Below are 22177 nucleotides of genomic sequence, written 5' to 3' on the forward strand. Positions count from 1 at the left end.
TGAAGCGCAAGCCCGTTCAAGACCTTAGCCTGGTCAGTCAGTAACCCTGTCTTAAATCCCGGCCTTTACCGGTTGCCCGGGTGGGCTCGACGGGTTAACAACCAGTTTGCTGCGATGCCGCAAATTGAGCGCATTTAATACTCATTGGTTTGGCATCCCTTCAAACCTATTTCGACGTTCGCGCGACCCACGGTTGCGCCTGAACGATGAGCAGGAATGACGTTATGAACGTACGGCAGTTTCGCGTATCCCGTCGCTCGATCACTGTGGCCGCAGCTTTTGTCGGCTTGGTGTCGCTGGTGCTTGGCGCCAATGCCGCGCTGAACAAGCGCTCGCTGGAAGCCGCACAGGCCGAGACGGTGACCGGGACGATCAATCCCGTGACGAAGGCGTCGCGCATCGCGCTGGTGATCGGCAACGGTCATTACCCCGACGCCGGCGCGCCGCTGAGCCAGCCGATCAATGATGCGCGTGCCATGACGAGCGCACTCCGCCGCGACGGTTTCGACGTCGATGTGGTGGAAGACGCGACCCGCGATGACATGACCCGCGCTGTCGAGCGCCTGAAGGCCAAGATCAAGCCTGAAACCGTCGTGATGCTGTATTTCGGTGGCTATGGCGTCCAAGTTGGCCGCCAGAGCTACATGATCCCGGTCGATGCTGCGATCTGGAAAGAGCGTGACATCCGCCGCGATGGCATGAGCGTCGAGTCTGTTCTCGATATCATGAAGGAGCAGGGTGCCCAGGCCAAACTGGTCGTGCTGGATGCGTCCCGCCGCAATCCCTATGAGCGTCGCTTCCGCGGTTACTCCCGTGGTCTCGCGCCGATCGATGTTCCTGAGAATGCGCTGATCCTGACCTCGGCGACGCCGGGCAAAGTTGCCGACGATGTGGATGGTCAGAACAGCCTGCTCGCAACCGAATTGCTGAAGAACATGAAGGCCAAGCCGGCGAGTGCCGAGTCCGTCTTCACCAACACCCGCGTTGCGGTTACCCGCGCGACCGCCGGTGAGCAGGTTCCTGCCGTGTCGTCGTCGCTGGTTGAGGACATCCTGCTCGGCGATAGCGCAACGGCCAAAGCCGGCAGCTAAGCTTTCCCATCGCGTTTACTTGTTAGCGTCTGCGCTGGCCATCACCGGACGAACCGGGTCGCCTTCGCGCAACAAGGCGCCCGCCCGCGCGACGATCACATCGCCATCGCTCAAACCTTCGCGTACCTCCACGCGCCCGCCTGACATGAGCCCGATCTCGACGCGCCGCGTCTCGATACGCTGCCGCCGCACCACCTGCACGACGGTGCCGCCGGCACTATAGAGAACAGCGGTCAGTGGCACTGCAACGCCGCAGCTTTCGCCAGTCTTGATGATGGCACGCGCGTAGGAATTGCTCATCAGCCGCCGGGCCGAGGTGATCGAGACCACGACCTGGCCGAGCTGACTGTTGGGCTCCACGGTGGAGGCGACGCGTTTCACTTTACCGTCCAGCTCTCCAGCGCCGATCACCTTGACCTTGACCGGCTGATCGACTTTCAGCTTCGGCAGGTCGCGCGTCGGTACCTGGCCGATGAATTCGAATTCGCTCCGCGCGATGATGCTGAAAAGAGCCTCGCCCTTGGCCGATGCGAGTGATCCGACCACGGCGGACGAGGCGCTGACCAATCCTGCGACCGTGGCCTGAACTTGAAGTGATCCGCCTTCCGGTGGCGTCAGGCGTGCGAGAATCTGGCCCGCGGTGACGTTCTCGCCGGCATCGACCATGACCTCTGCGACTTTGAGGCCCGGACGATCGGGACGGATCGAGACTTCCTCGCGCGGGATCAGGATGCCGGAGACTTCGACCGTGGCGGAGAAGCAGGACTTTGCGGCGGTCAGCACGGTCACTGCTGCACCCTTCGGGGCATCAGCAGGATCGTCGGCGGCCAGAGCCGGCTGTGTGAACACGCATAGCGACAACGCGACCAGCAGTCTGGCCCATGTGGTGGTTCGCTTGGAAGATGCGACGGACGGGGTCATTGCATGTGCCTATTTGTGCGGGACGGCGGGTGGTTGACCGTTTTGCGGATCTTCCTCGCCGCTCGACGCCAGCAGCTTGCGCCCAAAGCGCCATGCCAATTGTCCGACATCGTCCATCATCATGAACATCGCCGGCACGAACAGCAGCGACAGCGCCGTCGAGAAGATCAGCCCGCCAATGATAGCAAGCGCCATCGGCGAGCGGAATTCGCCGCCGGCGCCGAAGGCCAGTGCAGACGGCATCATGCCAGCTACCATGGCAACGGTGGTCATCACGATTGGCCGCGCGCGCTTCATGCCGGCATCGATGATCGCGACCTCTCGCGGCTTGCCCTCGCGAATGGCTTCCACTGCAAATTCCACCAGCATGATGGCGTTCTTGGTGACGATGCCCATCAGCATCAGGATGCCGATCCAGACAGGCGTCGTGAGTTGCTTTCCGGTCAACAGCAGCGCCAGGATCGCGCCGCCGATGGATAGGGGCAGTGAGAACAGGATGGTGATCGGCTGCAGGAAAGTGCCGAACAGCAGCACCAGTACGGCATAGACCATCATCAGGCCTGCCGAGATCGCGGTGGCGAAACCATCCGCGAGTTCGTTCAGGCTTTCGGCGTCGCCCGACTGCTTGACGCTCACATTCTTCGGCAGGCTCTTCATGACCGGCAGTTCGTAGATCTTCTTCAGGGCATCGCCGAGTGCGGCGGTGCCCACGAGATCCGCGGCCACGGTGGCCTGACGTTCTCTGTCGTAGCGGTTGATGCTGGTCGGTCCCTGGTCGAGCTTGATGTCGGCAACGACGGATAGCGGCACGCCGCCGCGGCCGCCGCCAAGCGGTACCCGCAACTGTTCGAGGATCTGGAAGTCGGCGCGTGCCGTGTCTTCGAGCTGCACGCGGATCGGCACCAGGCGGTCGCCGGCATCGAATTTCGCCAGAGCGGGACCAACGTCGCCGATGGTGGCGACGCGGATGGTCTCCGACAGACTCTCGGTGGAGACGCCGAGCCGCGCCGCCAGATCGGCGCGCGGCTGCACGCGCAGCTCAGGACGATCCAGCGAAGTTTCCGAGATCACGTTGGAGATCAGCGGAATGCGCTTCATCTGCGTCGCCAGTTCGCTGGCGACATTGGCGACGATATTGCTGTCGGTGCCGGTCACCACCAGCGAGATGGCGCGCAGCCCGTTTTCGTCGAGGAACCAGTAGCGAATATCCGGAACGCTTTCGAGTTCCTTGCTGATATCGAGTTCGAGCAGGCGCTGTGTATGTGCGCTGTCGCGTTCGCTCTTTGGGGTGTAGTTGATGATCAGAGCTGCGCGCCGCACTTCATAGGTGCCGGGCGGAACGTGACCGCCATCGACGAACACGCTCTTCACCTCAGGTCGCTTGCGGAGCCGTGCGACGATGTCTTCTGTGACTTTCTCGGTGTAAGCGAGCTGCGATCCCGGTGGCAATTCCATCGCCATGAGCGAGCGCGCCGTGTCCTGGGCCGGCAGGAAGCCCTGCGGCAGCAGCTGGATGCTCCAGATCGACAGTGCGAAGACGGCGAGACCGAACAGAACCGTCACGTAGTAGCGTTTCACCGACAGGGTCACGAGCTTGTTGTAAGCCTGCAGGATGCGCCCGGGCGGCGGGTCGTTGTGCTTGTGATCTTTCAGGAAGTACGCGGCCAGCACAGGCGTGACGAAGCGTGCCGCCAATAGTGAGAAGAATACCTGTACCGACACGGTGATGCCGAACTGCTTGAAGAATTGTCCGGCGATGCCGGACATGAAGCTGGCCGGGACAAAGATCGCGATAATGGTGAGGCTGATGGCGATCACGGCGAGACCGATTTCGTCGGCCGCTTCCAGCGCGGCGCGATAGGGCGACTTGCCCATCCGCATATGCCGCACGATGTTCTCGATCTCGACGATGGCGTCATCGACGAGAATGCCCGTCGAGAGCGTGATGGCGAGGAAGCTCACGAGGTTGAGCGAGAAGCCGAGCAGGTCCATCGCCCAGAAGGCGGGGAAGATCGATAGCGGCAGCGAGATCGCGGCAATGACCGTGGCGCGCAGATCGCGCAGGAAGAAGAACACCACAATGACGGCAAGCGCCGCGCCCTCGAACAGTGTCGAGATCGCGGCTTCGTAATTTCCCTTAGTGAAGTCCACCGACGTATCGATCAGTTTCAGGTCGACGTCGGGATAGGACGCCTTCAGCGCATCGATGCGTTTCTGCACGGCCGCAGCGACAACCACGTCACTGGCGCCCTTGGAGCGCTTGATGCCCAGCGCCACCACAGGTTCGCCGTTGAAGCGCGCAAAGGTGCGGCGGTCGGCGATGGTATCGGTGACCGTCCCGAGATCTTCGAGCCGCACCTCGCCGCCGGACGGCAGGCTGATCATGGTGCCGGCGAGTTCATTCAGCGTCTTCGCGCCCGCCAGCGTCCGGATCGCCTGATCGTTCTTGCCGATTTCGGCGCGGCCGCCGGCGAGGTCCACATTGGTGCCGCGCAGGCGCCTGGACACATCGACGGCAGTAAGGCCTGCGGCCTGCAACCGATCGGGATCGAGCGACACCAGAATCTCACGCTCGACGCCGCCGATGCGCTCGACCTGCGCGACGTTGCGCACGCCCTGCAACGCGCGCTTGACCACGTCATCGACGAACCACGACAGTTGCTCCGGCGTCTTGCCCGGTGAGATCGCCGCATAGGTCACGATCGGCAGGCCGATGACGTCGACGCGCTGGATCAGCGGTTCGTTGACATTCTGGGGGAGGTTGGCGCGCACGCGCGTCACGGCGTCCTTGACGTCGTTCAGCGCGCGGTCGGTATTGGTTTCCAGCGCGAATTGCACCGTCGTGACCGACAGGCCGTCAGTGATCGACGACGAGATGTGCCGGACACCTTCGACGCCGGAGACGCCGTCCTCGATGGTCTTGGTGACCTGCGCTTCAAGTTCCGCGGGTGCCGCGCCGAATTGCGAGACGGCGACCGAGATCACCGGAATGTCTGCACTCGGTAGCCGCGTGATCGCCAGCTTGGTGAAGCTGATCCAGCCGAGTACCAGAAGAATGATCGAGAAGACGATGGACGGAAGCGGATGGCGGATCGACCATGCCGAGATATTCATTGCCATTAACGCACCCGCGATCGATCGAGGTCATCGGCGAATATGGTCTGGACCTTGTCGCCGTCATGAAGTGATGTGCCGGCATCGGCGACGACGATGTCGCCCACCTCGACGCCTTCAAGAATTTCCGTCGACGTATCGGACACCAGCCCGACTTTTACCCGTCGGGTCTCGATGGTGTTGCCCTTCACGAGCTGCACCATGAAGTGTTCGATCGCCGAGCGCGGGATCGCGACGCCGCAGCTGCGCTTGGCGTCGATGCTGGCGCGGGCGAAGACACCGACCTTGAGCGACGGGTTGCTGGCCAGCGACAGCCGGACATGGCCCAGCTGCGTCACGCGGTCGATCTGTGGCGACACCAGCCGCACCTTGCCGAAGATATCGGGTTGATCGTCGCGGCTGATCCGCGCCGTGACGCCGGGGTTGAGCTTGAGGATGTGGATGCTCGGCACTTCTGCATCGAGCTCGAGCTCGTTGTTGATGGCGATCCTGAACATCGGCCCGGCCTGCGGCGAGGCCGGTGCGCCGACGATGGTGTTCACGGAGGTAATCAGACCTGCCGCGGGGGCGCGCAGCGTCACAGGATTCGGGCGTGCATTGCCTGCTGTCGGCGGCGGTATCAGCCGGGCCAGTTCCTGATTCTCGGTGACGCTGTCGCCTTCGCGGACCAGCACTTCGGAGACCTTTGAACCTTCGGTCTCGACGCCGACAACGGCCTCGCGGCGCGGAACCACGAATCCAGTGACCCGCACGAGATCGGAGAAGCAGGCATTGGTGGCTTTGGCGACGATCACCATGGCGCCATTCGGCGAGGCGGAGCCGGCGGGTGCGGGTTCAGCGGCGAAGCCGATAGAGGTGGTTGCGACCATGGTGGCCGCCAGCGACAGACATGCGAGAGAGGGGGAGAAGCAGGCAAAAGCCTTCATTGCGAGATCGATCCACTTGGTATTACGGAGCACCAGGGGCATTCGATCGGTGCGGCGGCAGGTCGGGGCAATCTATACAGGATATCCGCGATCACCACAGCAAACAGCGTCCCGCGTGGCGCGGAACGCTGTGGTGCGGCAATCCGCAGCAAGCTCAGAGGTACCACCGAGCTCTATTGGGATGCGGTGGTCTTGTTCGCCATATTCACCACCTGAACGCGTCGGTTGGACGGGTCAGTTGGCGCAACGCCGGCCTTCGGCTTGCCCTTGCCATAGCCGACGGTGACGAGGTCGGCGCCGGCGATGCCGTATTTGTCCGTCAGATAGCGCTTGATGGCGTCGGCGCGGCGCTCGGACAGGTCCTGGTTGTATTCTTCGCCGCCGACGGCGTCGGTATGGCCGGCGACCACGAAGGTCGCGCCTTTGAGATCTTCGCTGCTCAGGGCCTTGCCGAGGGCCTGCACCGAGGACAGCGACTTCTTGCTGATATTCGCCGAGTTGTAGTCGAAGGTAATTTCCAGATCGATCGCCGGCTTGGTCTGGGCGACGGCGGCGATCTGCTCGCGCTCGCCGATCGACAGCGACCGCGTGCTGCGATTGCGAAGGGAGTCGACGAACTTGCCTTCGGCGGCATTGACGGCCGGCTCGGCCGGCGGCGTCATCGACAGACCGCGGGTCAGCGGCTTCTTTGGTGCCAGCGCGCGCAGGATCTGGTCGGAGGTCACTTCCTCAGCCGCTGCGGCGATGCCTGCGGTCAGCGACAAGGCGACGCTGATCATGGCGATCGTGCGAAGTGCCTTGAAGCCGGGGCGTGCGGATGTGTTCGGCATGGGTGCATCCTTCATTTAGTCGCGCGAAACGCGCTTGAATCAAATCCAGCAAAATCTGGTGCCGGATCGCTTCAGGATGGCTTCCGGCTTGCCATCAATAGTGTCCGCTCGCGCGCCGCAGGTTCAAACCGGGCTTGCGACTTTCTTACGATTTTCTTGCGATTTTCCCGCGAAATTCCGGTGACCTCTGGGGATCACCGGATGCCGTGCTATTGCACGCCGTTCTATCGAACGCCGTAGCCGGCAAATTCCTTGACGATGTCCGGGTCCATGGCCTTGGCATTGGTGATGTCGAGATCGCCTTCCGCCGTCTGGCCAAGGCGATGTTTGGCGAGGCCGCGGCCATAGAGCGATGAGGTCAGCTGCGGATTGATCTTCAGCGCAGCGTCGAAATCCGCAATCGCGTTCTTGCTCTGGCCGTTCTTGAGGTTGACCAGGCCGCGGCTGTCCAGCGCATCGACAAAATTCGGGCGCAGGCGCAGGGCTTCATTGCAGTCCTTGAGCGCGGCGGCGAGGTCACCGGTCACGGTGCGTGCCCAGCAACGATTGTTGTAGGCCTCGACATCCTTGGGATTCAGTTTGATCGTGGCGTCGAAATCCTTGATCGCAGCGGAATAGGCGCCCTTGCTGGCATAGACTTGGCCGCGGCGATACAGCGCGCCGGCGTCCTCCGGATTGTCGGTCAGCTTGACGTTCAGCGATTTGACGGTCGGATCCTCCGCCAGCGCCAGCAGGATCTTGTTTTCGTCGCGAGGAACTTCGGCGGCGACGGCAGGGGCAGGAGTCGGTGCCGCGGTCGGCGCAGGCGCTGCTGCTGGAGCCGCCGGCGTGGGTGCAGCGGGCACAGGTGCTGCAGGTGCGGCGACGACTTCCGGCTTGGCCACAGGAGAGGGGCGCGGTGTCGCAGCCGGCGCCGGATCGGCCGGTTTGGCTTCTGCCACAGCGGCCGAGGCCGGGCGCGTTCCCGCTATGAAAGAGAAGTCTTCTGCCAGCGACGACGAAATCCACGGCACCTGCTCGCTGCGCGACGCGCGGGTGACGTTGACGCGGGTCCGGTTCAGCGTCTGCTCGGCAGTGAGATCTGGAACCCGGATTTCCTTCAGCAATTCGCTGACAAACAACCCGTGATCGCCGCCGCCATCGCTGACCACCGAGCTCAGCGCCGCCGAATACATCACAAGCGTGCCGCTCGGTGCGATCACCGGAGCGAGCCCGGCGGAGAAGCTGCGGAACCGGCGTTCGAACGGATTGCGGCGGGATGCGTCCAAAAGCGCAATCTTGACGCCGGCGCCGCGGCCGTTGATCTCGCCCAGCACGGTCTCGAGGCTGAAGCCGTCGCGGCGCACGTCGGGCTCGGTCCAGATCTGGGCATCGACCGGGATCATGTAACTCTGGCGCGCGGACTGGATGCCGAAGCCGCTGAAGAACACCAGGGCGACCGAGCCCGGCTTCACCTTGCCGTAGAATTTGTCGAGCGCCCGGCGCATGCCGTCGCCGCCGAGATTTTCCCCGGTATCGACCTCAAATCCATCACGCTTCAATTCGGCGGCGACGTCGCGGGCGTCGTTGATGGGCTCCTTGAGTGGAGCCTCGGCGTCCGGATATTTCGCATTGCCGATCACCAGTGCGATCCGGTGGGTCCGATCTTCTGCGGCGGAGGCCTGCCAGATGGGCGTGGCAGCAAACGTCAGGAGAGCGATCAGAGCAATGCGCATTTTCATAATGAAACCGGTCCAGACTTGAGGGCGCTGTCCAAGCTGTGGCTTGCGCCGCAGCGACACTAATCCACGCCATTCCCATTATCAAACCGGCGTGATCGCGGCTGTCAACGTGCAGTGCGGGCGGCAGCTATCGCGTCAATTCACCACGCGTCCGGCGTTGTCGCTGCAGTCCCGGTTCCCGGTCATTCCGGTGGTTGGAACGGTTTGACCTTCCCCGGCAGCAATGGCTTGTTGCGCATAACAACGATCGGGAATGGGACGGGACGAATGAGCGTGACTTACGAAATCTATGCGATCCGCTACGCCACGATGACGCCGCGGACGCCGCAGATGAATTATCTCGCACCCGATCCCCATGAGACCGCGGCGGCCGATCTCGATTATTTCATCTGGCTGATCCGCGGCGGCGGCCGCGACATTCTTGTCGATACCGGCTTCAACGAGGTCGCCGCGAAAGAACGCAGCCGCAAGCTCACGATCAATCCGATCGATGCGCTGGCCGATTTCGGCGTTCGCGCGGCGGACATCCGCGACGTCATTGTCACGCATCTGCATTACGATCATGCCGGCAATCTCGATCGTCTCCCCAATGCCAGGTTCCATCTGCAGGACCGCGAGATGAGCTACGCGACGGGCCGCTGCATGTGCAACGGGCTGCTGCGGCATCCGTTCTCGGCGGAAGACGTCACGCTGATGGTGCGACACGTGTTCAATGAGCGCGTCACGTTCCACAATGGCGATGGCGAGGTTGCGCCGGGCGTCACACTGCACCGCGTTGGCGGCCATTCCGACGGTCTGCAGATCGTACGCGTGCAAACCGCGCGCGGCCCGGTGGTGTTGGCCTCGGACGCCTCGCATTACTACGGCAACATGCAGCGCCGCAGCCCGTTTCCGATCGTCTACAATATCGGCGACATGTGCGACGGCTGGACCACCTGCGAGCGCCTTGCGGGCCATCCCGACCGCATCATTCCCGGCCATGATCCGCTGGTGCGCGAGCTCTATCCGCGCGTCGAGGGCAGCAAGGCCGATGCCTATGCGCTGCACGAGATGCCATCGCGCTCCTTTGTGAAAGACTAATCTCTCAATAGGCGCCGGCCTTTTGCCCATGCCGCGTCTGCACGAGGTCGAGGCTACGCTCGATCTTGCCGAGTGCGGCGGCGAAGTCCTTGCGCTCCTGCGCCGTCAGGCATGACAGGATGTCGCGCTCTTTGCTTAGCAGGCGCGGGATCAGCTCTTCATAGAGCGCGGTGCCTTTTGCGGAGAGACGCAATTCGAAGGCGCGGCGGTCGTCTTCGTTTTCAACCCGTTCGATGAGTTCGCGGTCCAGCAGGGCCGTCACCGCCCGGCTGATGGTGGATTTGTGGGTGCGCGTGCATTGCGAAATGAACTGCGCGCTGCAGGCGTCGTCGCGAAAGCCCAGCGTGGCGATGACGCGCCATTCCGGAATGTCGAGCCCGTAGCGCACCTGATATTCGTCCGAGAGCGCGGCGCTGACCTCCGCGGCCAGCCGGTTGAGCCGGAACGGAACGAACTGAAACAGGTCGAATTTTGCCACGGAGCCACCAATTCTGCTGTTGACGCCGCCACGGGTCCGGCGTTTAGATGGTTGCAAATGAGACTATCTTAGAGGGAGTGCGATCCGTTGGCCAGACCAGCGTTGATCCGAAAATACATCCGGTTGCAGGGCAGGGGCTGAGCCATGGCGCAACATGTCCGCCAGTTTGCCTATCGCCGCCATGCCGATCAGGCGCGGTCAGCTGCCGCTGCGGCGCATCATCCTGTGGTGATTGTTGGTGCTGGCCCTGTCGGCCTGTCGCTGGCCATCGATCTGGCGCAGCGCGGCCAGCGCGTGGTGCTGCTCGACGACGCCGATCGCATCGGCGACGGCTCGCGCGCCATCTGTTTCTCCAAACGCTCGCTCGAATATTGGGACCGTCTCGGTGTCGCCCATCGCATGATCGACAAGGGCGTGGTGTGGAAGGTCGGCAAGATCTTTCTCGGACCGGACATGCTCTACCAGTTCGATCTGCTGCCCGAGACCGGCCACAAGATGCCGGCCTTCATCAACCTGCAGCAATATTACGCCGAGTCCTTTCTGGTCGATCGCGTGCATCAATTGCCGGAGATCGATCTGCGCTGGCGCAACAGGGTCATCGCGCTGGCGCAGCACAACGATCACGCGGAACTCACCATCGAGACGCCCGATGGGCCTTACACGCTGCGCGCCGACTATGTCGTTGCCTGCGATGGGGCTCGCTCCGGGCTGCGCGGCATGGTCGGCGCGGACTTTTCCGGCGAGGTGTTCGAGGATCAGTTCCTGATCGCCGACGTCAAGATGACCGCGGAATTCCCGACCGAGCGCTGGTTCTGGTTCGATCCGCCATTCCATTCCGGCCAATCCGCACTGCTGCATCGTCAGCCCGACGATGTCTGGCGTATCGATCTGCAGCTCGGGCCGGATGCAGACCCCGCCGAGGAGCGGCGGCCGGAGAAGGTGCGTCCGCGCATCGCGCGCATGCTCGGCCACGATGATTTCGATTTCGAGTGGATCTCGGTCTACAAGTTCCAGTGCCGTCGCATGCAGCGCTTCCTGCATGAGCGCGTGATCTTCGCCGGCGATGCCGCGCATCAGGTGTCGCCCTTCGGCGCGCGGGGCGCCAATTCCGGCCTCGAAGATGCCGAGAACATCGCCTGGAAGCTCGCACTGGTGCTGGCCGGCAATGCGCCGGCGTCGCTGCTGGCAAGCTATGACGCCGAGCGGGGCCCGGCCGCGGACGAGAATATCCGTGCCTCGACCCATGCGACGGATTTCATCGCCCCGCATTCGAAGCAGGAGCAGCGCATGCGGCAGGCAATACTGTCGCTCGCCAGGGAGGCTGATTTCGCCAAGCGGATGATCAATGGCGGCCGGCTGTCCGTGCCGTCGGTCTATCAGACGCCGCTGTCGACCGCCGATAGCGATGACTGGTCGGTCGGTCCGCGACTGGGCGCGCATATGCCGGACGCACCGCTCGTCAGCGATGATGGCGCGCATGTGTTTCTCTCGGAATGTTTCGCCGGAGCCGGCCGCGGTTTCACCGTATTGCAGTCGGACGGTCAGGCGATCGAACTGCCCGAGGGCGTGGCGCGTCTGGTCGTCGGCGACGATGCGGCGCTGCGCGACGAGACCGGGCTGTTCAAGGCACGCTACGGCGCCGATCCGGGTGCCGCCTATCTGCTGCGGCCCGATGGTTATGTCGCGGCGCGTTTCCGGCATCCAACGCCGCAGGCGATCAAGGCCGCGGTCGCGCGTGCCAGCGGGAGGCCGTCATGACGGCACTGTCGACGGCGTCCAACTTCGTCAGTCCGGACGACGCCTATCGTGCGATTGTCGAGGCGCATCGCGGATTGAGTGATGAACAAAGCGCAGCGCTCGATACGGCGCTGGTGCTGATCCTCGCCAATCATATCGGCGATGCCGCCGTGCTCGGTGACGCGATTGCGCTGGCGAAGCGACGGTTGCCTGTCGCCATACGAACTGACTGACGTAAAGATCAAAGGAATAGATAGATGACCAAGGGTTTCGCATCCACGACCGACATGACCGAGAAGAAGGTCACCTTCTCGGAGATCGGCACCGATCTCTATGCCTTTACGGCTGAAGGCGATCCGAACTCGGCGGTCATCGTCGGCGATGACGGTTGCATCGTGTTCGACGCGCAGGCGACGCCGGCGATGGCCAACAAGGTGATCGAGCGGGTGCGGACGGTCACCGACAAGCCGATCAAATATGTCGTGCTGTCGCATTATCATGCGGTGCGTGTGCTCGGCGCGTCCGCCTACAAGGCGCAGGGCGTGGTCGCGTCGCAGGAAACCTATCGGCTGGTGGAGGAGCGCGGCCAGCAGGACTGGGATTCCGAATTCGGCCGTTTCCCGCGTCTGTTCCAGGATGCCGAGAGCATTCCCGGCCTGACCTGGCCGACGCTCACTTTCGAGGGCGAGATGTCGATCTTCCTCGGCAAGCGCGAGGTGCGCCTGATGCAGCTCGGCGCCGGCCATACGTCGGGCGATATCGTCGCCTGGGTGCCGGATGCCGAGGTGATGTTCTCCGGCGATCTCATCGAATATCATTCGGCCTGCTACTGCGGCGATGCGCTGCTGCGCGAATGGCCGTCGACGCTGAACGAGATTCGTGCGTTCAACCCGAAGGCGATTGCGCCGGGCCGCGGCGATGCACTGAAAGGGCTGGAGACGACCCGCGAGGCGATCGCGATGACGCGTGACTTCGTGATGTCGCTCTATGGCGCGGCGGAGCTGTCAGTCGCCAAGGGGCGCAGCCTGAAGGAGACCATGGCGGCGACCCGCGACGTCATGGACAAGAAGTTTTCGAGCTTTGCGATCTACGAACACTGCCTGCCGTTCAATGTATCCCGCGCCTTCGATGAAGCTTCGGGAATCGACGACCCCGTGATCTGGACCGACAAGCGCGACCGCGAAATGTGGGCCGCGCTGCAAGGGTAATGTAGTAGATTCGTCATTGCGAGCGAAGCGAAGCAATCCAGAAGGTCACAAAGGAAGACTGGATTGCTTCGTCGCAAGCGCTCCTCGCAATGACGGTAGGAAAAGGAGGATGAGATGAACATCACCACCAATCCCGATCTGATCAGCCGCAACACCGTCAATGTCACGCCGGGCTACATGTCCGGCTTTGGCAATTCATTCGAGACCGAAGCGCTGCCGGGCGCGTTGCCCATTGGCCGCAACTCGCCGCAGCGTGCGGCCTATGGGCTCTATGCCGAACAGCTCTCCGGTTCGCCCTTCACCGCGCCACGCGGCACCAATGAGCGGTCCTGGCTCTATCGCATCCGCCCATCGGTGAAACATTCGGGCCGCTTCGAGAAGGCAGATAGCAAGCTGTGGCGCACCGCGCCGTGCCACGAGAACGATCTGCCGATCGCGCAATTGCGCTGGGATCCAGCGCCGATCCCGAAGGAGGATATGACCTTCCTGCAGGGCGTGCAGACCATGACCACGGCCGGCGATGCCGGCACCCAGGCCGGCATGGCGGCGCATGTCTATCTGATCACGAAGTCGATGGTCGATCAGCATTTCTACAATGCCGATGGCGAGATGATGTTCGTGCTGCAGCAGGGCAACTTGTTGTTCGTCACCGAATTCGGCCGCATCGATGCCGAGCCAGGCGAGATCGTGGTGATCCCACGCGGCGTCAAGTTCCGCGTCGAACTCACGGGCGGCGCGGCGCGCGGCTATCTCTGCGAGAATTATGGCGGCGCCTTCACGCTGCCCGAGCGCGGACCGATCGGCGCCAATTGCCTCGCCAATGCGCGTGACTTCCTGACGCCGGTGGCCGCCTATGAGGACAAGGACACGCCGACCGAGCTCTATGTGAAATGGGGCGGCTTGCTGTTTGTCACCACGCTGCCGCATTCACCCATCGATGTCGTCGCCTGGCACGGCAACTACGCGCCGTATAAATACGACCTGCGGACTTTCTCGCCGGTGGGCGCCATCGGCTTCGATCATCCGGATCCGTCGATCTTCACGGTGCTGACCTCGCCATCGGAAACCGCCGGCACTGCGAATATCGATTTCGTGATCTTCCCAGAGCGCTGGGCGGTGGCGGAAAACACCTTCCGGCCGCCGTGGTATCACATGAACATCATGTCGGAATTCATGGGTCTCATTTACGGCGTCTATGACGCCAAGCCGCAGGGCTTCACGCCGGGCGGCATCAGCCTGCACAACATGATGCTGCCGCATGGGCCAGACCGCGAGGCTTTCGATCACGCCAGCAATGGCGAGTTGAAGCCCGTGAAGCTCACCGGCACCATGGCCTTCATGTTCGAGACCCGCTACCCGCAGCGCGTTACGGAACACGCGGCCACGACGGCGACGCTGCAGAGCGATTATGCGGATTGCTGGAAGGGCCTGGAGAAGCGCTTCGATCCGAACAAGCGCTAGGTGCTCACGTTATCGCTCCCAGGGCGGCACATCCTTGATGCGCGCGACATGCGTTGCGATGTCTTCAGGGCTCTTTGAGAGATGTACGCGCTTGTCGGACGCCGGGCGCTTGGCTACGGACAAACCTGGCCGCCATTCGGTGGCGGGGCGGATCGGTCGCGGTGTAAAACCCCCGCCGCAATTTGGGCAGACATTGAAGAGTTTGCTCTCCACGCAGTCCGCGCAGAACGTGCATTCAAAAGTGCAGATGAATGCATCGCGTGCCGCGGGCGGCAGATCCTTGTCGCAATATTCACAGTTTGGCCGCAGCGCCAGTGCCATCGTTCTCTCCCAATCGGTTCGTTGCGCCGATCTTGGCAGAACCGCGATGGTTCGTGAACTGTCAGGCGGCCTGACGCTGGAAGGCGGGTGCTACGACGCTGCGTCCGTGCGCGGGATGTTGAGCCGCCGCGCCCAGGCGATACCCTTTGCGCTCAGGCGAGGGCTGATTTCAGCGGCAGTTTCGATGTTTCCTTCAACCGGTCAAGCACGATCGACGAGCGCACATGCGCCACGCTCTGATGCGGCATCAGCACATTGTTGACGAGGTCGGACAGTCCCTTGAGATCGCGCAGCACGGCCTTGAGCACGTAGTCGGCATCGCCGGTGAGTGAGTAAGCCTCCTGCACCTCGTCGACCCGCTGCACCAGCGTGCGGAACTTCTTGGCATTGTCCGGCGAGTGGGTGGCCAGTTGCACCTGGATGAAGGCGATCACGTTGAAGCCGAGCGCGTCCGATGACAGATCGGCGTGATAGCCGGAGATCACTTTCTCCTCCTCGAGCCGCATCCGGCGCCGCGAGCATTGCGAGGCGGACAGGCCGACGGCATCGGCGAGCTGCTGGTTGGTCAGTCGGCCGTCATCCTGCAAGGCAGCCAGCATCTTGAGATCGAAGGCGTCTACCGGGATCATGCGTCAAAAGCCTTTTTCATGCGTGAACCGTGCATGAATGTCGCATATTTCATCCGAATTTGCATGCACCTTGCGTCGCAAACGACCGACACTCCAGGCAAGCGATAATGCAAATCAGCTTCGGGAGATCACCATGGGTCCGTTTCCGCACGACGCGCCGGCTGCCATCATCTCGGCACATAATCCGATGGGCACCGACGGCTTCGAATTCGTCGAATACGCGCATCCGAACCCCGCGGAGCTGCATGCGCTGTTCAAGCTGATGGGCTACGCGCCCGTCGCAAGGCACAAGACCAAGAACATTACGGTGTACCGCCAGGGCGATATCAACTACCTCGTCAATGAGGAGCCCGGCACCCACGGCTTCAATTTCGTCGCCGCGCACGGTCCCTGCGCGCCGTCGATGGCGTTCCGAGTCGTCGATGCGCAGGCGGCCTATGACCGCGCGATCTTGCTCGGTGCCGAGCCGGCGGATGCAATCGCAGCGCAGAAGACGCTCGACGTGCCGGCCATCAAGGGCATCGGCGGCAGCCTGCTCTATTTCGTCGATCGCTACGGCGCCAAGGGCTCAGCCTATGACCATGAATTCACATCGCTGGGCGCCAAGAATCCGCGTCCTGAGGGCGCCGGCCTGTTCTATCTCGATCACCTCACCCACAACGTCCATCGCGGCCGCATGGATGTCTGGACCGGCTTCTATGAGAAGCTGTTTAATTTCCGCCAGATCCGTTTCTTCGACATCGAGGGCCGCGCCTCGGGCCTGTTCTCGCGCGCGCTGACCAGTCCGGATGGCAAGATCCGAATTCCGATCAACGAGGATGCCGGCGATGCCGGCCAGATCGAGGAATATCTCAACACCTATCACGGCGAGGGCATCCAGCACATCGCCTGCGGTGTGACGGATATCTACACGACCATCGAGAAGCTGCGCGCCGATGGCCTGCCCTTCATGCCGGCGCCGCCTGTGACCTATTTCGAGAAGATCGATGCGCGGCTGCCCAAGCATGGCGAGGACGTGCCGCGCCTGCAGAAGAACGGCATCCTAATCGACGGTGAAGGCGTGGTCGCAGGCGGCGAGACCAAGGTGCTGCTGCAGATCTTCTCGGCCAATGCGATCGGACCCATTTTCTTCGAATTCATCCAGCGCAAGGGCGATGACGGATTCGGCGAGGGCAATTTCAAGGCGCTGTTCGAGTCGATCGAAGAAGATCAGATCAGGCGCGGCGTGCTGCACGTCGGCGATAAGACGGCGGCGTAGTTCTTTCTTCTCCCTCCCTCAAGCGGCGAAGCCGCGCAGTGGGGAGGGTGGCGCGGCTGCGTGCGTTCAGCGAGCAGACGTGACGGGTGGGGTGCCACGCGCCCTGACGTCACGTGGGGCACCCCCACCCGACCGGCCTACGGCCGGCCACCCTCCCCACAAGGGGGAGGGATTAAGAGAAGCGGAGCTCCTTAGGCGAGTATGAGCTTTCTCAACTCGCCCACTCCTTCACCGCATCACCGAGCTCCACCTTCACCGCCGGCCGTGCTGCCGACGGCGTGCGCGAGAACCGCGGCGCGGGCGCCGGCTGTGTCGCGCCCTCGTGCTGGATGAACACTTCGCGCGCCACCATATGCGGATGTTTCGTGGCTTCCGACATGGTCAGCACCGGCGCGAAGCACACGTCGGTGCCTTCCATGATTTTTGACCACTCGTCGCGGCTTTTGGTCTTGAACACCGCGGTGAGCTTGTCCTTCACCGCGGCCCAGTTTGTCGGGTCCATGTGATTGTCGTAGCAGGCCTCCGAAAGCCCGGCGAGTTCGCGCAGCTCGGCATAGAATTGCGGCTCGATGGATCCGATCGAGATGAAGTTACCGCAGCTGCATTCATAGACGCCGTAGAAATGCGCGCCGCCATCGAGCATGTTGCTCTCGCGACTTTCCTTCCAGCGGCCGGCAGCCGTCATGTCGAAGAACATGGTGATCAAGGATGCTGCGCCGTCGCACATGGCCGCGTCCACCACCTGCCCCTGGCCGGAGCGGCTGGCTTCCAGCATGGCGGCGAGCATGCCCATCACGAGATACATTGAGCCGCCGCCGAAATCGCCCACCAGATTCAATGGTGGCACGGGCTTGTCGGCGCCGCCGATCGCAGCGAGGGCCCCGGTGATCGAGATGTAATTGATGTCATGGCCGGCGGCCTGCGCCAGCGGGCCATGCTGGCCCCAGCCGGTCATGCGGCCATAGACCAGTCTCTTGTTGCGGCCGAGGACGACATCCGGCCCGAGGCCGAGGCGTTCCATCACGCCGGGGCGATAGCCTTCCACCAGCGCATCGGCGCTATCCAGCAGCGACAGCACCTGCGTAATGGCGGCCTTGTCCTTGAGATCGACCTCGATGACCTTGCGGCCGCGTGACGCGGCGCCCTTCGGCATCTGCTTCGGGCGCACCAGCGTGATCACCTCGGCGCCCATATCGGCGAGCAGCATGCAGGCGAACGGACCGGGGCCGATGCCCGCGAATTCGACGACGCGTGTGCCCTTGAGCGGGCCGGTGGCCTTGGTCTGTGGTCGCGACGACGCGAGGGTGGTGTCCTGCACTTGTGTTTCCCATGCTTGATCTTGGCCGTCGATGGGACGGACCGATTTGCCGGAAACTGTCTATGCTGGTGGTGACAAGGGCAAGAAGCTTTTGGCCGCAATCCTGCATGCGGCCATGCTGCGGCACTGCACAAAAATGCGCGCGATTTCTCGCGGGCATTTTGCTGTTCAGTAGATTTTGCCGTTTGATGGAATGTCAGCCCGCCGCTTCCACCGCGCGCTGTGCCATCACCTTGATGAGATTGGCGCGATATTCCGCCGAGCCGTGGATGTCACCCATCAACCCATCGGCTGAGATCTTCACGCCATCCAGCGCTCCCGCCGACCAGTTGGCTTTCAGTGCAGCCTCGATCGCCGGCACGCGCATAACGCCGCTCTGCGATGCGCCGGTGGCAGCGACACGAACTTCGCCGGATTTAGTCTGGGCGACGAAAACGGCGGTCAACGCGAAGCGTGACGCCGGGTGGCGCATCTTGGCGTAGCCGGCCTTGGCCGGAATGGGGAACGACACGGATGTGATGATCTCGTCCTCTTCCAGCGCCGTCGAGAACAGGCCCTGGAAGAAATCGTCGCCTTTGATCTCGCGTTTGTTGGTCTTGATGGTGGCATTCAGCGCCAGCACGGCGGCGGGATAATCGGCGGCGGGATCGTTATTGGCAATCGAGCCGCCGATGGTGCCGCGATAGCGCACGGCGGGATCACCGAGCACCGACGTCAGATGCACGATGGCGGGAATCGCCTTCTTGGCCGCGGGGCTCTGCGTGATGTCGTAATAGGTCGTCGCCGCTTTGATGATCAGCGCGTCGGATGTTGCCTCGATGCCAATCAAGTCCTTGATCTTGGCGAGGTCGATGACATCCGAGGGTGCTGCAAGACGCTGCTTCATCACGGGGATCAGCGTGTGGCCGCCGGCGAGATATTTGGCCTCCGGATGTTTGGCGAACAGGGCCGCGGCTTCATCGATGCTGGCGGGGCGGTGATAAGTGGTCTCATACATCGTATTGCTTCCTTATCTTTTGGTCGTGTTTTCTTGACGCGAACCGGCTTCCACTTCGCTTGAAAACACTCCGCTTATTCCGCTGCCTGCTGCAATTGCAGCGCTTCCCAGACACGGCCGGGCGTTGCCGGCATCTCGATCTTGTTGTGGCCGAGCGCGTCCGTAATGGCGTTGATCACAGCGGGTGACGAGCCGATCGCGCCAGCCTCGCCGCAGCCTTTCACGCCGAGCGGATTGCCCGGACAGAGCGTCGTGGTGTGCGAGACCCGGAACGACGGCACGTCGTCGGCGCGGGGCATGGCGTAATCCATGAACGACGCCGTCACCGGCTGGCCGTTGTCGTCATAGATAGCGCTTTCGAGCATCGCCTGGCCGATGCCCTGGGCGAGGCCGCCATGGACCTGGCCCTCGACGATCATCGGATTGATCAGCCGGCCGAAGTCATCCACGGCCACGAAGTCGACAATGTCGGTCTTGCCGGTCCCGGGATCGATCTCGACCTCGCAGATATAGGCCCCGGCCGGGAAGGTGAAGTTGGTGGGGTCGTAGAACGCGCCTTCCTTCAGGCCGGGCTCCATGCCATCCGGCAGGTTGTGTGCGGTATAGGCCGCGAGTGCGACCATCGGAAGCGCGATCGCCTTGTCGGTGCCGGCCACCTTGAACTCGCCATTCTCGATGACGATGTCGCCTTCGGAGGCTTCGAGCAGATGCGCGGCGATCTTCTTCGCCTTGGCTTCCACTTTCTCCATCGCCTTGAAGATCGCGGACATGCCGACCGCCGCCGAGCGCGAGCCATAGGTGCCCATGCCGAACTGCACTTTATCAGTGTCGCCATGGACGATCTGGACCTGATCGACGGAGATGCCAAGCCTGTCAGCAACGAGTTGCGCGAAGGTCGTCTCGTGGCCCTGGCCGTGGCTGTGCGATCCCGTCAGCACTTCGATGGTGCCGACCGGATTGACGCGAACTTCCGCGGATTCCCAGAGGCCGACGCCGGCGCCGAGCGAGCCGACCGCCTTGGACGGCGCGATACCGCAGGCCTCAATGTAGCAGGAGAAGCCGAGGCCGCGCAGTTTGCCGGCGGCTTTCGCCTTGGCCTTCCGCGCCGGGAAGCCGGCATAATCGATCGCCTTCAGCGCTGCGTCGAGCGAGGCGCCGAAGTCGCCGATGTCATAGGCCATGATGACAGGCGTCTGATGCGGAAACTGGGTCACAAAGTTGAGGCGGCGCAGTTCGGCTGGATCGACCTTCAACTGCCGCGCCGATGTCTCCACCAGCCGCTCCACCAGATAGCTCGCTTCCGGGCGTCCGGCGCCGCGATAGGCGTCGACCGGTGTGGTGTTGGTATAGACGCCCATCACTTCGGCATAGATGGTCGGGATATTGTACTGGCCCGACAGCAGCGTGGCGTAGAGATAGGTCGGCACCGAGGACGAGAACAGCGACATATACGCGCCGAAATTGGCGTGGGTCTTCACTCGCAGGCCCAGGATCTTGTTGTTGGCATCGAATGCCATCTCGGCATGGGACATGTGATCGCGGCCATGCGCGTCGGTGAGGAAGGCTTCCGTGCGGTCGCCGGTCCATTTCACCGGGCGGCGCACTTTCTTCGACGCCCACAGCGCGACCATTTCCTCGGGATAGATGAAGATCTTCGATCCGAAGCCGCCGCCGACATCGGGGGCGATCACGCGCAGCTTGTGCTCCTGCGCAACATTGTAGAACGCCGACAGGACGAGCCGCGCCACATGTGGATTCTGCGATGTCGTATGGAGCGTGAAGTGCTCTTCTGCGTCGTCATATTCCGCGACGGCTGCGCGCGGCTCCATCGCGTTCGGCACCAGCCGGTTATTGGTCAGGTCCAGCGAGACCACATTGGCTGCCTTGCTGAAGGCGTCATTGGTCTGCTTCTCGTCGCCGATCGCCCAGTCATAGACCACATTGCCCGGCGCTTCCGGATGCAGTTGCGGTGCGCCTGAGGCGAGCGCTGCGGTCATGCTGCTGACGGCAGGAAGTTCTTCATAAGTCACGACCACGGCCTCAGCCGCATCCTTCGCCTGGTTCTTGGTCTCGGCGATCACAACCGCCACGGCCTGTCCGACAAAGCGCACGGTGTCCGGGGCCATTGCCGGCCATGCGCCCATCTTCATGGGTGTGCCGTCCTTGGAGGACACCGCCCAGCCGCAGATCAGATTGCCGATCTTGTCGTCCACCAATTGCTGTGCTGTCAGCACATCGACCACGCCCGGCATATCCTTTGCCGCGGAAGCGTCGATGCCTTTGACCTTGGCATGGGCATGCGGGCTGCGGATGAAATGCGCGTGGGTGAGGCCGACGATCTTGACGTCGTCGACATAGCGGCCGCGGCCGGTGATGAAACGCTTGTCTTCCTTGCGCGCAACGCGTGCGCCGATGCCTTCAACGCCCATCTCATGGGTCTCCCTGCCGGAGTTTTTGATTGTCCGCGCTTTCCATCGAAAGGCGCGGTTGGCTCAGCTCAGATCAATGCGCCGCGGCTCATTCAGCCGCTTGCGCAACCTTCATGCGTCCGGCGGCGTCGAGCACCGATTTGACGATGTTGTGGTAGCCGGTGCAGCGGCAGATATTGCCTTCGAGCTCGTGGCGCACTGTCTCTTCATCGAGATCGCCCGCGTGGCGATTCACGATGTCGATCGCCGACATGATCATGCCCGGCGTGCAGTAGCCGCATTGCAGGCCGTGATTGTCGCGGAACGCCGCCTGCATCGGATGCAGCTGGTCGCCCTTGGCAATGCCTTCAATGGTGGTGACATTGGCGCCGTCGATCTGACCGACCAGCGTGGTGCAGGATTTCACGGCCTTGCCGTCGATATGGACGATGCAGGCGCCGCACTGGCTGGTATCGCAGCCCACATGGGTCCCGGTCAGGTTGAGATTTTCGCGGAGCAGGTGGACGAGAAGGGTTCTGTCTTCGACCGTGGCAGAGACAGATTTGCCATTGACCGTCAGTTTCACTGTGGACACGCAGACCTCCCGGTATTTTTTAATTATTCCAATTAGAAGCGCGGTCCGGAAAGTTTGCAACTGGGAATTTGGTGGAGTGGTTCT

The 22177-nt window shown here is 62.6% G+C and carries 19 protein-coding genes; 7 read left to right on the forward strand and 12 right to left on the reverse strand.

What is annotated here, in order from left to right; all coding sequences use genetic code 11:
- Window positions 1-224 precede the first annotated feature (224 nt).
- The gene (locus AB7813_RS21925) at window positions 225-1091 is read left to right on the forward strand and encodes a caspase family protein (RefSeq protein ID WP_439065616.1); all 867 of its coding nucleotides are present in this window, start codon (window positions 225-227) and stop codon (window positions 1089-1091) included.
- Window positions 1092-1106: 15 nt separating this feature from the next.
- On the opposite strand, the gene AB7813_RS21930 is transcribed toward AB7813_RS21925, so the two are convergent.
- The 5 genes from AB7813_RS21930 to AB7813_RS21950 all read right to left on the reverse strand — a co-directional run bounded on the left by AB7813_RS21930 (window position 1107) and on the right by AB7813_RS21950 (window position 8603).
- The gene (locus AB7813_RS21930) at window positions 1107-2012 is read right to left on the reverse strand and encodes an efflux RND transporter periplasmic adaptor subunit (RefSeq protein WP_184512905.1); all 906 of its coding nucleotides are present in this window, start codon (window positions 2010-2012) and stop codon (window positions 1107-1109) included.
- Between the two features lie 9 nt (window positions 2013-2021).
- The gene (locus tag AB7813_RS21935; RefSeq protein WP_439065617.1) at window positions 2022-5132 is read right to left on the reverse strand and encodes an efflux RND transporter permease subunit; all 3111 of its coding nucleotides are present in this window, start codon (window positions 5130-5132) and stop codon (window positions 2022-2024) included.
- Window positions 5132-5995, reverse strand: coding sequence for an efflux RND transporter periplasmic adaptor subunit (locus AB7813_RS21940; protein ID WP_439065947.1), 864 nt, complete (start codon window positions 5993-5995; stop codon window positions 5132-5134). The genes AB7813_RS21935 and AB7813_RS21940 overlap by 1 nt, the downstream gene beginning before the upstream one ends.
- A gap of 230 nt (window positions 5996-6225) precedes the next feature.
- The gene (locus AB7813_RS21945; RefSeq protein ID WP_068737975.1) at window positions 6226-6882 is read right to left on the reverse strand and encodes an OmpA family protein; all 657 of its coding nucleotides are present in this window, start codon (window positions 6880-6882) and stop codon (window positions 6226-6228) included.
- A 224-nt stretch (window positions 6883-7106) separates the two neighbouring features.
- Window positions 7107-8603, reverse strand: a complete 1497-nt coding sequence (locus AB7813_RS21950) for a caspase family protein (protein WP_439065618.1) — start codon at window positions 8601-8603, stop codon at window positions 7107-7109.
- A 267-nt stretch (window positions 8604-8870) separates the two neighbouring features.
- Here AB7813_RS21950 and AB7813_RS21955 point away from each other — a divergent pair, with 267 nt between their 5' ends.
- The gene (locus AB7813_RS21955; RefSeq protein WP_093758034.1) at window positions 8871-9683 is read left to right on the forward strand and encodes an N-acyl homoserine lactonase family protein; all 813 of its coding nucleotides are present in this window, start codon (window positions 8871-8873) and stop codon (window positions 9681-9683) included.
- Window positions 9684-9687: 4 nt separating this feature from the next.
- Here AB7813_RS21955 and AB7813_RS21960 read toward each other — a convergent pair whose 3' ends face one another.
- Window positions 9688-10161: a MarR family winged helix-turn-helix transcriptional regulator gene (locus AB7813_RS21960; protein WP_089266730.1), complete on the reverse strand. Its 474-nt coding sequence runs from the start codon at window positions 10159-10161 to the stop codon at window positions 9688-9690.
- 144 nt (window positions 10162-10305) lie between these two features.
- Between AB7813_RS21960 and AB7813_RS21965 the strand changes: the two genes are divergently transcribed.
- From AB7813_RS21965 to hmgA, 4 genes are all read left to right on the forward strand, one after another.
- On the forward strand, window positions 10306-11919 hold the full coding sequence (locus AB7813_RS21965) for an FAD-dependent oxidoreductase (RefSeq protein ID WP_439065619.1): 1614 nt from the start codon (window positions 10306-10308) through the stop codon (window positions 11917-11919).
- Complete coding sequence (locus tag AB7813_RS21970; protein WP_441228376.1) at window positions 11916-12131, forward strand: DUF2783 domain-containing protein; 216 nt, start codon at window positions 11916-11918, stop codon at window positions 12129-12131. The genes AB7813_RS21965 and AB7813_RS21970 overlap by 4 nt, the downstream gene beginning before the upstream one ends.
- Before the next feature lie 24 nt (window positions 12132-12155).
- Entirely contained in the window at window positions 12156-13106 is a 951-nt protein-coding gene (locus AB7813_RS21975; RefSeq protein ID WP_093758037.1) for an MBL fold metallo-hydrolase, read from the forward strand.
- 114 nt (window positions 13107-13220) lie between these two features.
- Window positions 13221-14567, forward strand: a complete 1347-nt coding sequence (hmgA, locus tag AB7813_RS21980) for a homogentisate 1,2-dioxygenase (RefSeq protein WP_441228377.1) — start codon at window positions 13221-13223, stop codon at window positions 14565-14567.
- 9 nt (window positions 14568-14576) lie between these two features.
- On the opposite strand, the gene AB7813_RS21985 is transcribed toward hmgA, so the two are convergent.
- Both AB7813_RS21985 and AB7813_RS21990 read right to left on the reverse strand, forming a co-directional pair.
- Complete coding sequence (locus tag AB7813_RS21985; protein ID WP_441228378.1) at window positions 14577-14888, reverse strand: DUF1272 domain-containing protein; 312 nt, start codon at window positions 14886-14888, stop codon at window positions 14577-14579.
- A gap of 152 nt (window positions 14889-15040) precedes the next feature.
- Window positions 15041-15517 (reverse strand): Lrp/AsnC family transcriptional regulator, encoded by a 477-nt coding sequence (locus tag AB7813_RS21990; RefSeq protein ID WP_089266744.1) that lies wholly within the window; start codon window positions 15515-15517, stop codon window positions 15041-15043.
- Window positions 15518-15650: 133 nt separating this feature from the next.
- Between AB7813_RS21990 and hppD the strand changes: the two genes are divergently transcribed.
- On the forward strand, window positions 15651-16775 hold the full coding sequence (gene hppD, locus AB7813_RS21995; protein ID WP_441228379.1) for a 4-hydroxyphenylpyruvate dioxygenase: 1125 nt from the start codon (window positions 15651-15653) through the stop codon (window positions 16773-16775).
- A 211-nt stretch (window positions 16776-16986) separates the two neighbouring features.
- On the opposite strand, the gene AB7813_RS22000 is transcribed toward hppD, so the two are convergent.
- The 4 genes from AB7813_RS22000 to AB7813_RS22015 form a co-directional block, all read right to left on the reverse strand.
- Window positions 16987-18093, reverse strand: coding sequence for a CaiB/BaiF CoA transferase family protein (locus AB7813_RS22000; protein WP_441228380.1), 1107 nt, complete (start codon window positions 18091-18093; stop codon window positions 16987-16989).
- 196 nt (window positions 18094-18289) lie between these two features.
- Window positions 18290-19090, reverse strand: a complete 801-nt coding sequence (locus AB7813_RS22005; protein ID WP_439065627.1) for an FAD binding domain-containing protein — start codon at window positions 19088-19090, stop codon at window positions 18290-18292.
- A gap of 74 nt (window positions 19091-19164) precedes the next feature.
- Window positions 19165-21519: a xanthine dehydrogenase family protein molybdopterin-binding subunit gene (locus tag AB7813_RS22010; RefSeq protein ID WP_439065628.1), complete on the reverse strand. Its 2355-nt coding sequence runs from the start codon at window positions 21517-21519 to the stop codon at window positions 19165-19167.
- 88 nt (window positions 21520-21607) lie between these two features.
- Complete coding sequence (locus AB7813_RS22015) at window positions 21608-22093, reverse strand: (2Fe-2S)-binding protein (RefSeq protein ID WP_068737631.1); 486 nt, start codon at window positions 22091-22093, stop codon at window positions 21608-21610.
- Between the last annotated feature and the right edge of the window lie 84 nt (window positions 22094-22177).

It is taken from the genome of Tardiphaga sp. 20_F10_N6_6, assembly GCF_052076045.1.
Lineage (GTDB): Bacteria > Pseudomonadota > Alphaproteobacteria > Rhizobiales > Xanthobacteraceae > Tardiphaga > Tardiphaga robiniae.

Coding starts and splice junctions, on each gene's coding strand:
- AB7813_RS21925 (WP_439065616.1), top strand. CDS start 225: ATGAACGTACGGCAGTTTCGCGTATCCCGTCGCTCGATCACTGTGGCC.
- AB7813_RS21930 (WP_184512905.1), bottom strand. CDS start 2,012: ATGACCCCGTCCGTCGCATCTTCCAAGCGAACCACCACATGGGCCAGA.
- AB7813_RS21935 (WP_439065617.1), bottom strand. CDS start 5,132: ATGGCAATGAATATCTCGGCATGGTCGATCCGCCATCCGCTTCCGTCC.
- AB7813_RS21940 (WP_439065947.1), bottom strand. CDS start 5,995: ATGGTCGCAACCACCTCTATCGGCTTCGCCGCTGAACCCGCACCCGCC.
- AB7813_RS21945 (WP_068737975.1), bottom strand. CDS start 6,882: ATGCCGAACACATCCGCACGCCCCGGCTTCAAGGCACTTCGCACGATC.
- AB7813_RS21950 (WP_439065618.1), bottom strand. CDS start 8,603: ATGAAAATGCGCATTGCTCTGATCGCTCTCCTGACGTTTGCTGCCACG.
- AB7813_RS21955 (WP_093758034.1), top strand. CDS start 8,871: ATGAGCGTGACTTACGAAATCTATGCGATCCGCTACGCCACGATGACG.
- AB7813_RS21965 (WP_439065619.1), top strand. CDS start 10,306: ATGGCGCAACATGTCCGCCAGTTTGCCTATCGCCGCCATGCCGATCAG.
- AB7813_RS21970 (WP_441228376.1), top strand. CDS start 11,916: ATGACGGCACTGTCGACGGCGTCCAACTTCGTCAGTCCGGACGACGCC.
- AB7813_RS21975 (WP_093758037.1), top strand. CDS start 12,156: ATGACCAAGGGTTTCGCATCCACGACCGACATGACCGAGAAGAAGGTC.
- hmgA (WP_441228377.1), top strand. CDS start 13,221: ATGAACATCACCACCAATCCCGATCTGATCAGCCGCAACACCGTCAAT.
- AB7813_RS21985 (WP_441228378.1), bottom strand. CDS start 14,888: ATGGCACTGGCGCTGCGGCCAAACTGTGAATATTGCGACAAGGATCTG.
- AB7813_RS21990 (WP_089266744.1), bottom strand. CDS start 15,517: ATGATCCCGGTAGACGCCTTCGATCTCAAGATGCTGGCTGCCTTGCAG.
- hppD (WP_441228379.1), top strand. CDS start 15,651: ATGGGTCCGTTTCCGCACGACGCGCCGGCTGCCATCATCTCGGCACAT.
- AB7813_RS22005 (WP_439065627.1), bottom strand. CDS start 19,090: ATGTATGAGACCACTTATCACCGCCCCGCCAGCATCGATGAAGCCGCG.
- AB7813_RS22010 (WP_439065628.1), bottom strand. CDS start 21,519: ATGGGCGTTGAAGGCATCGGCGCACGCGTTGCGCGCAAGGAAGACAAG.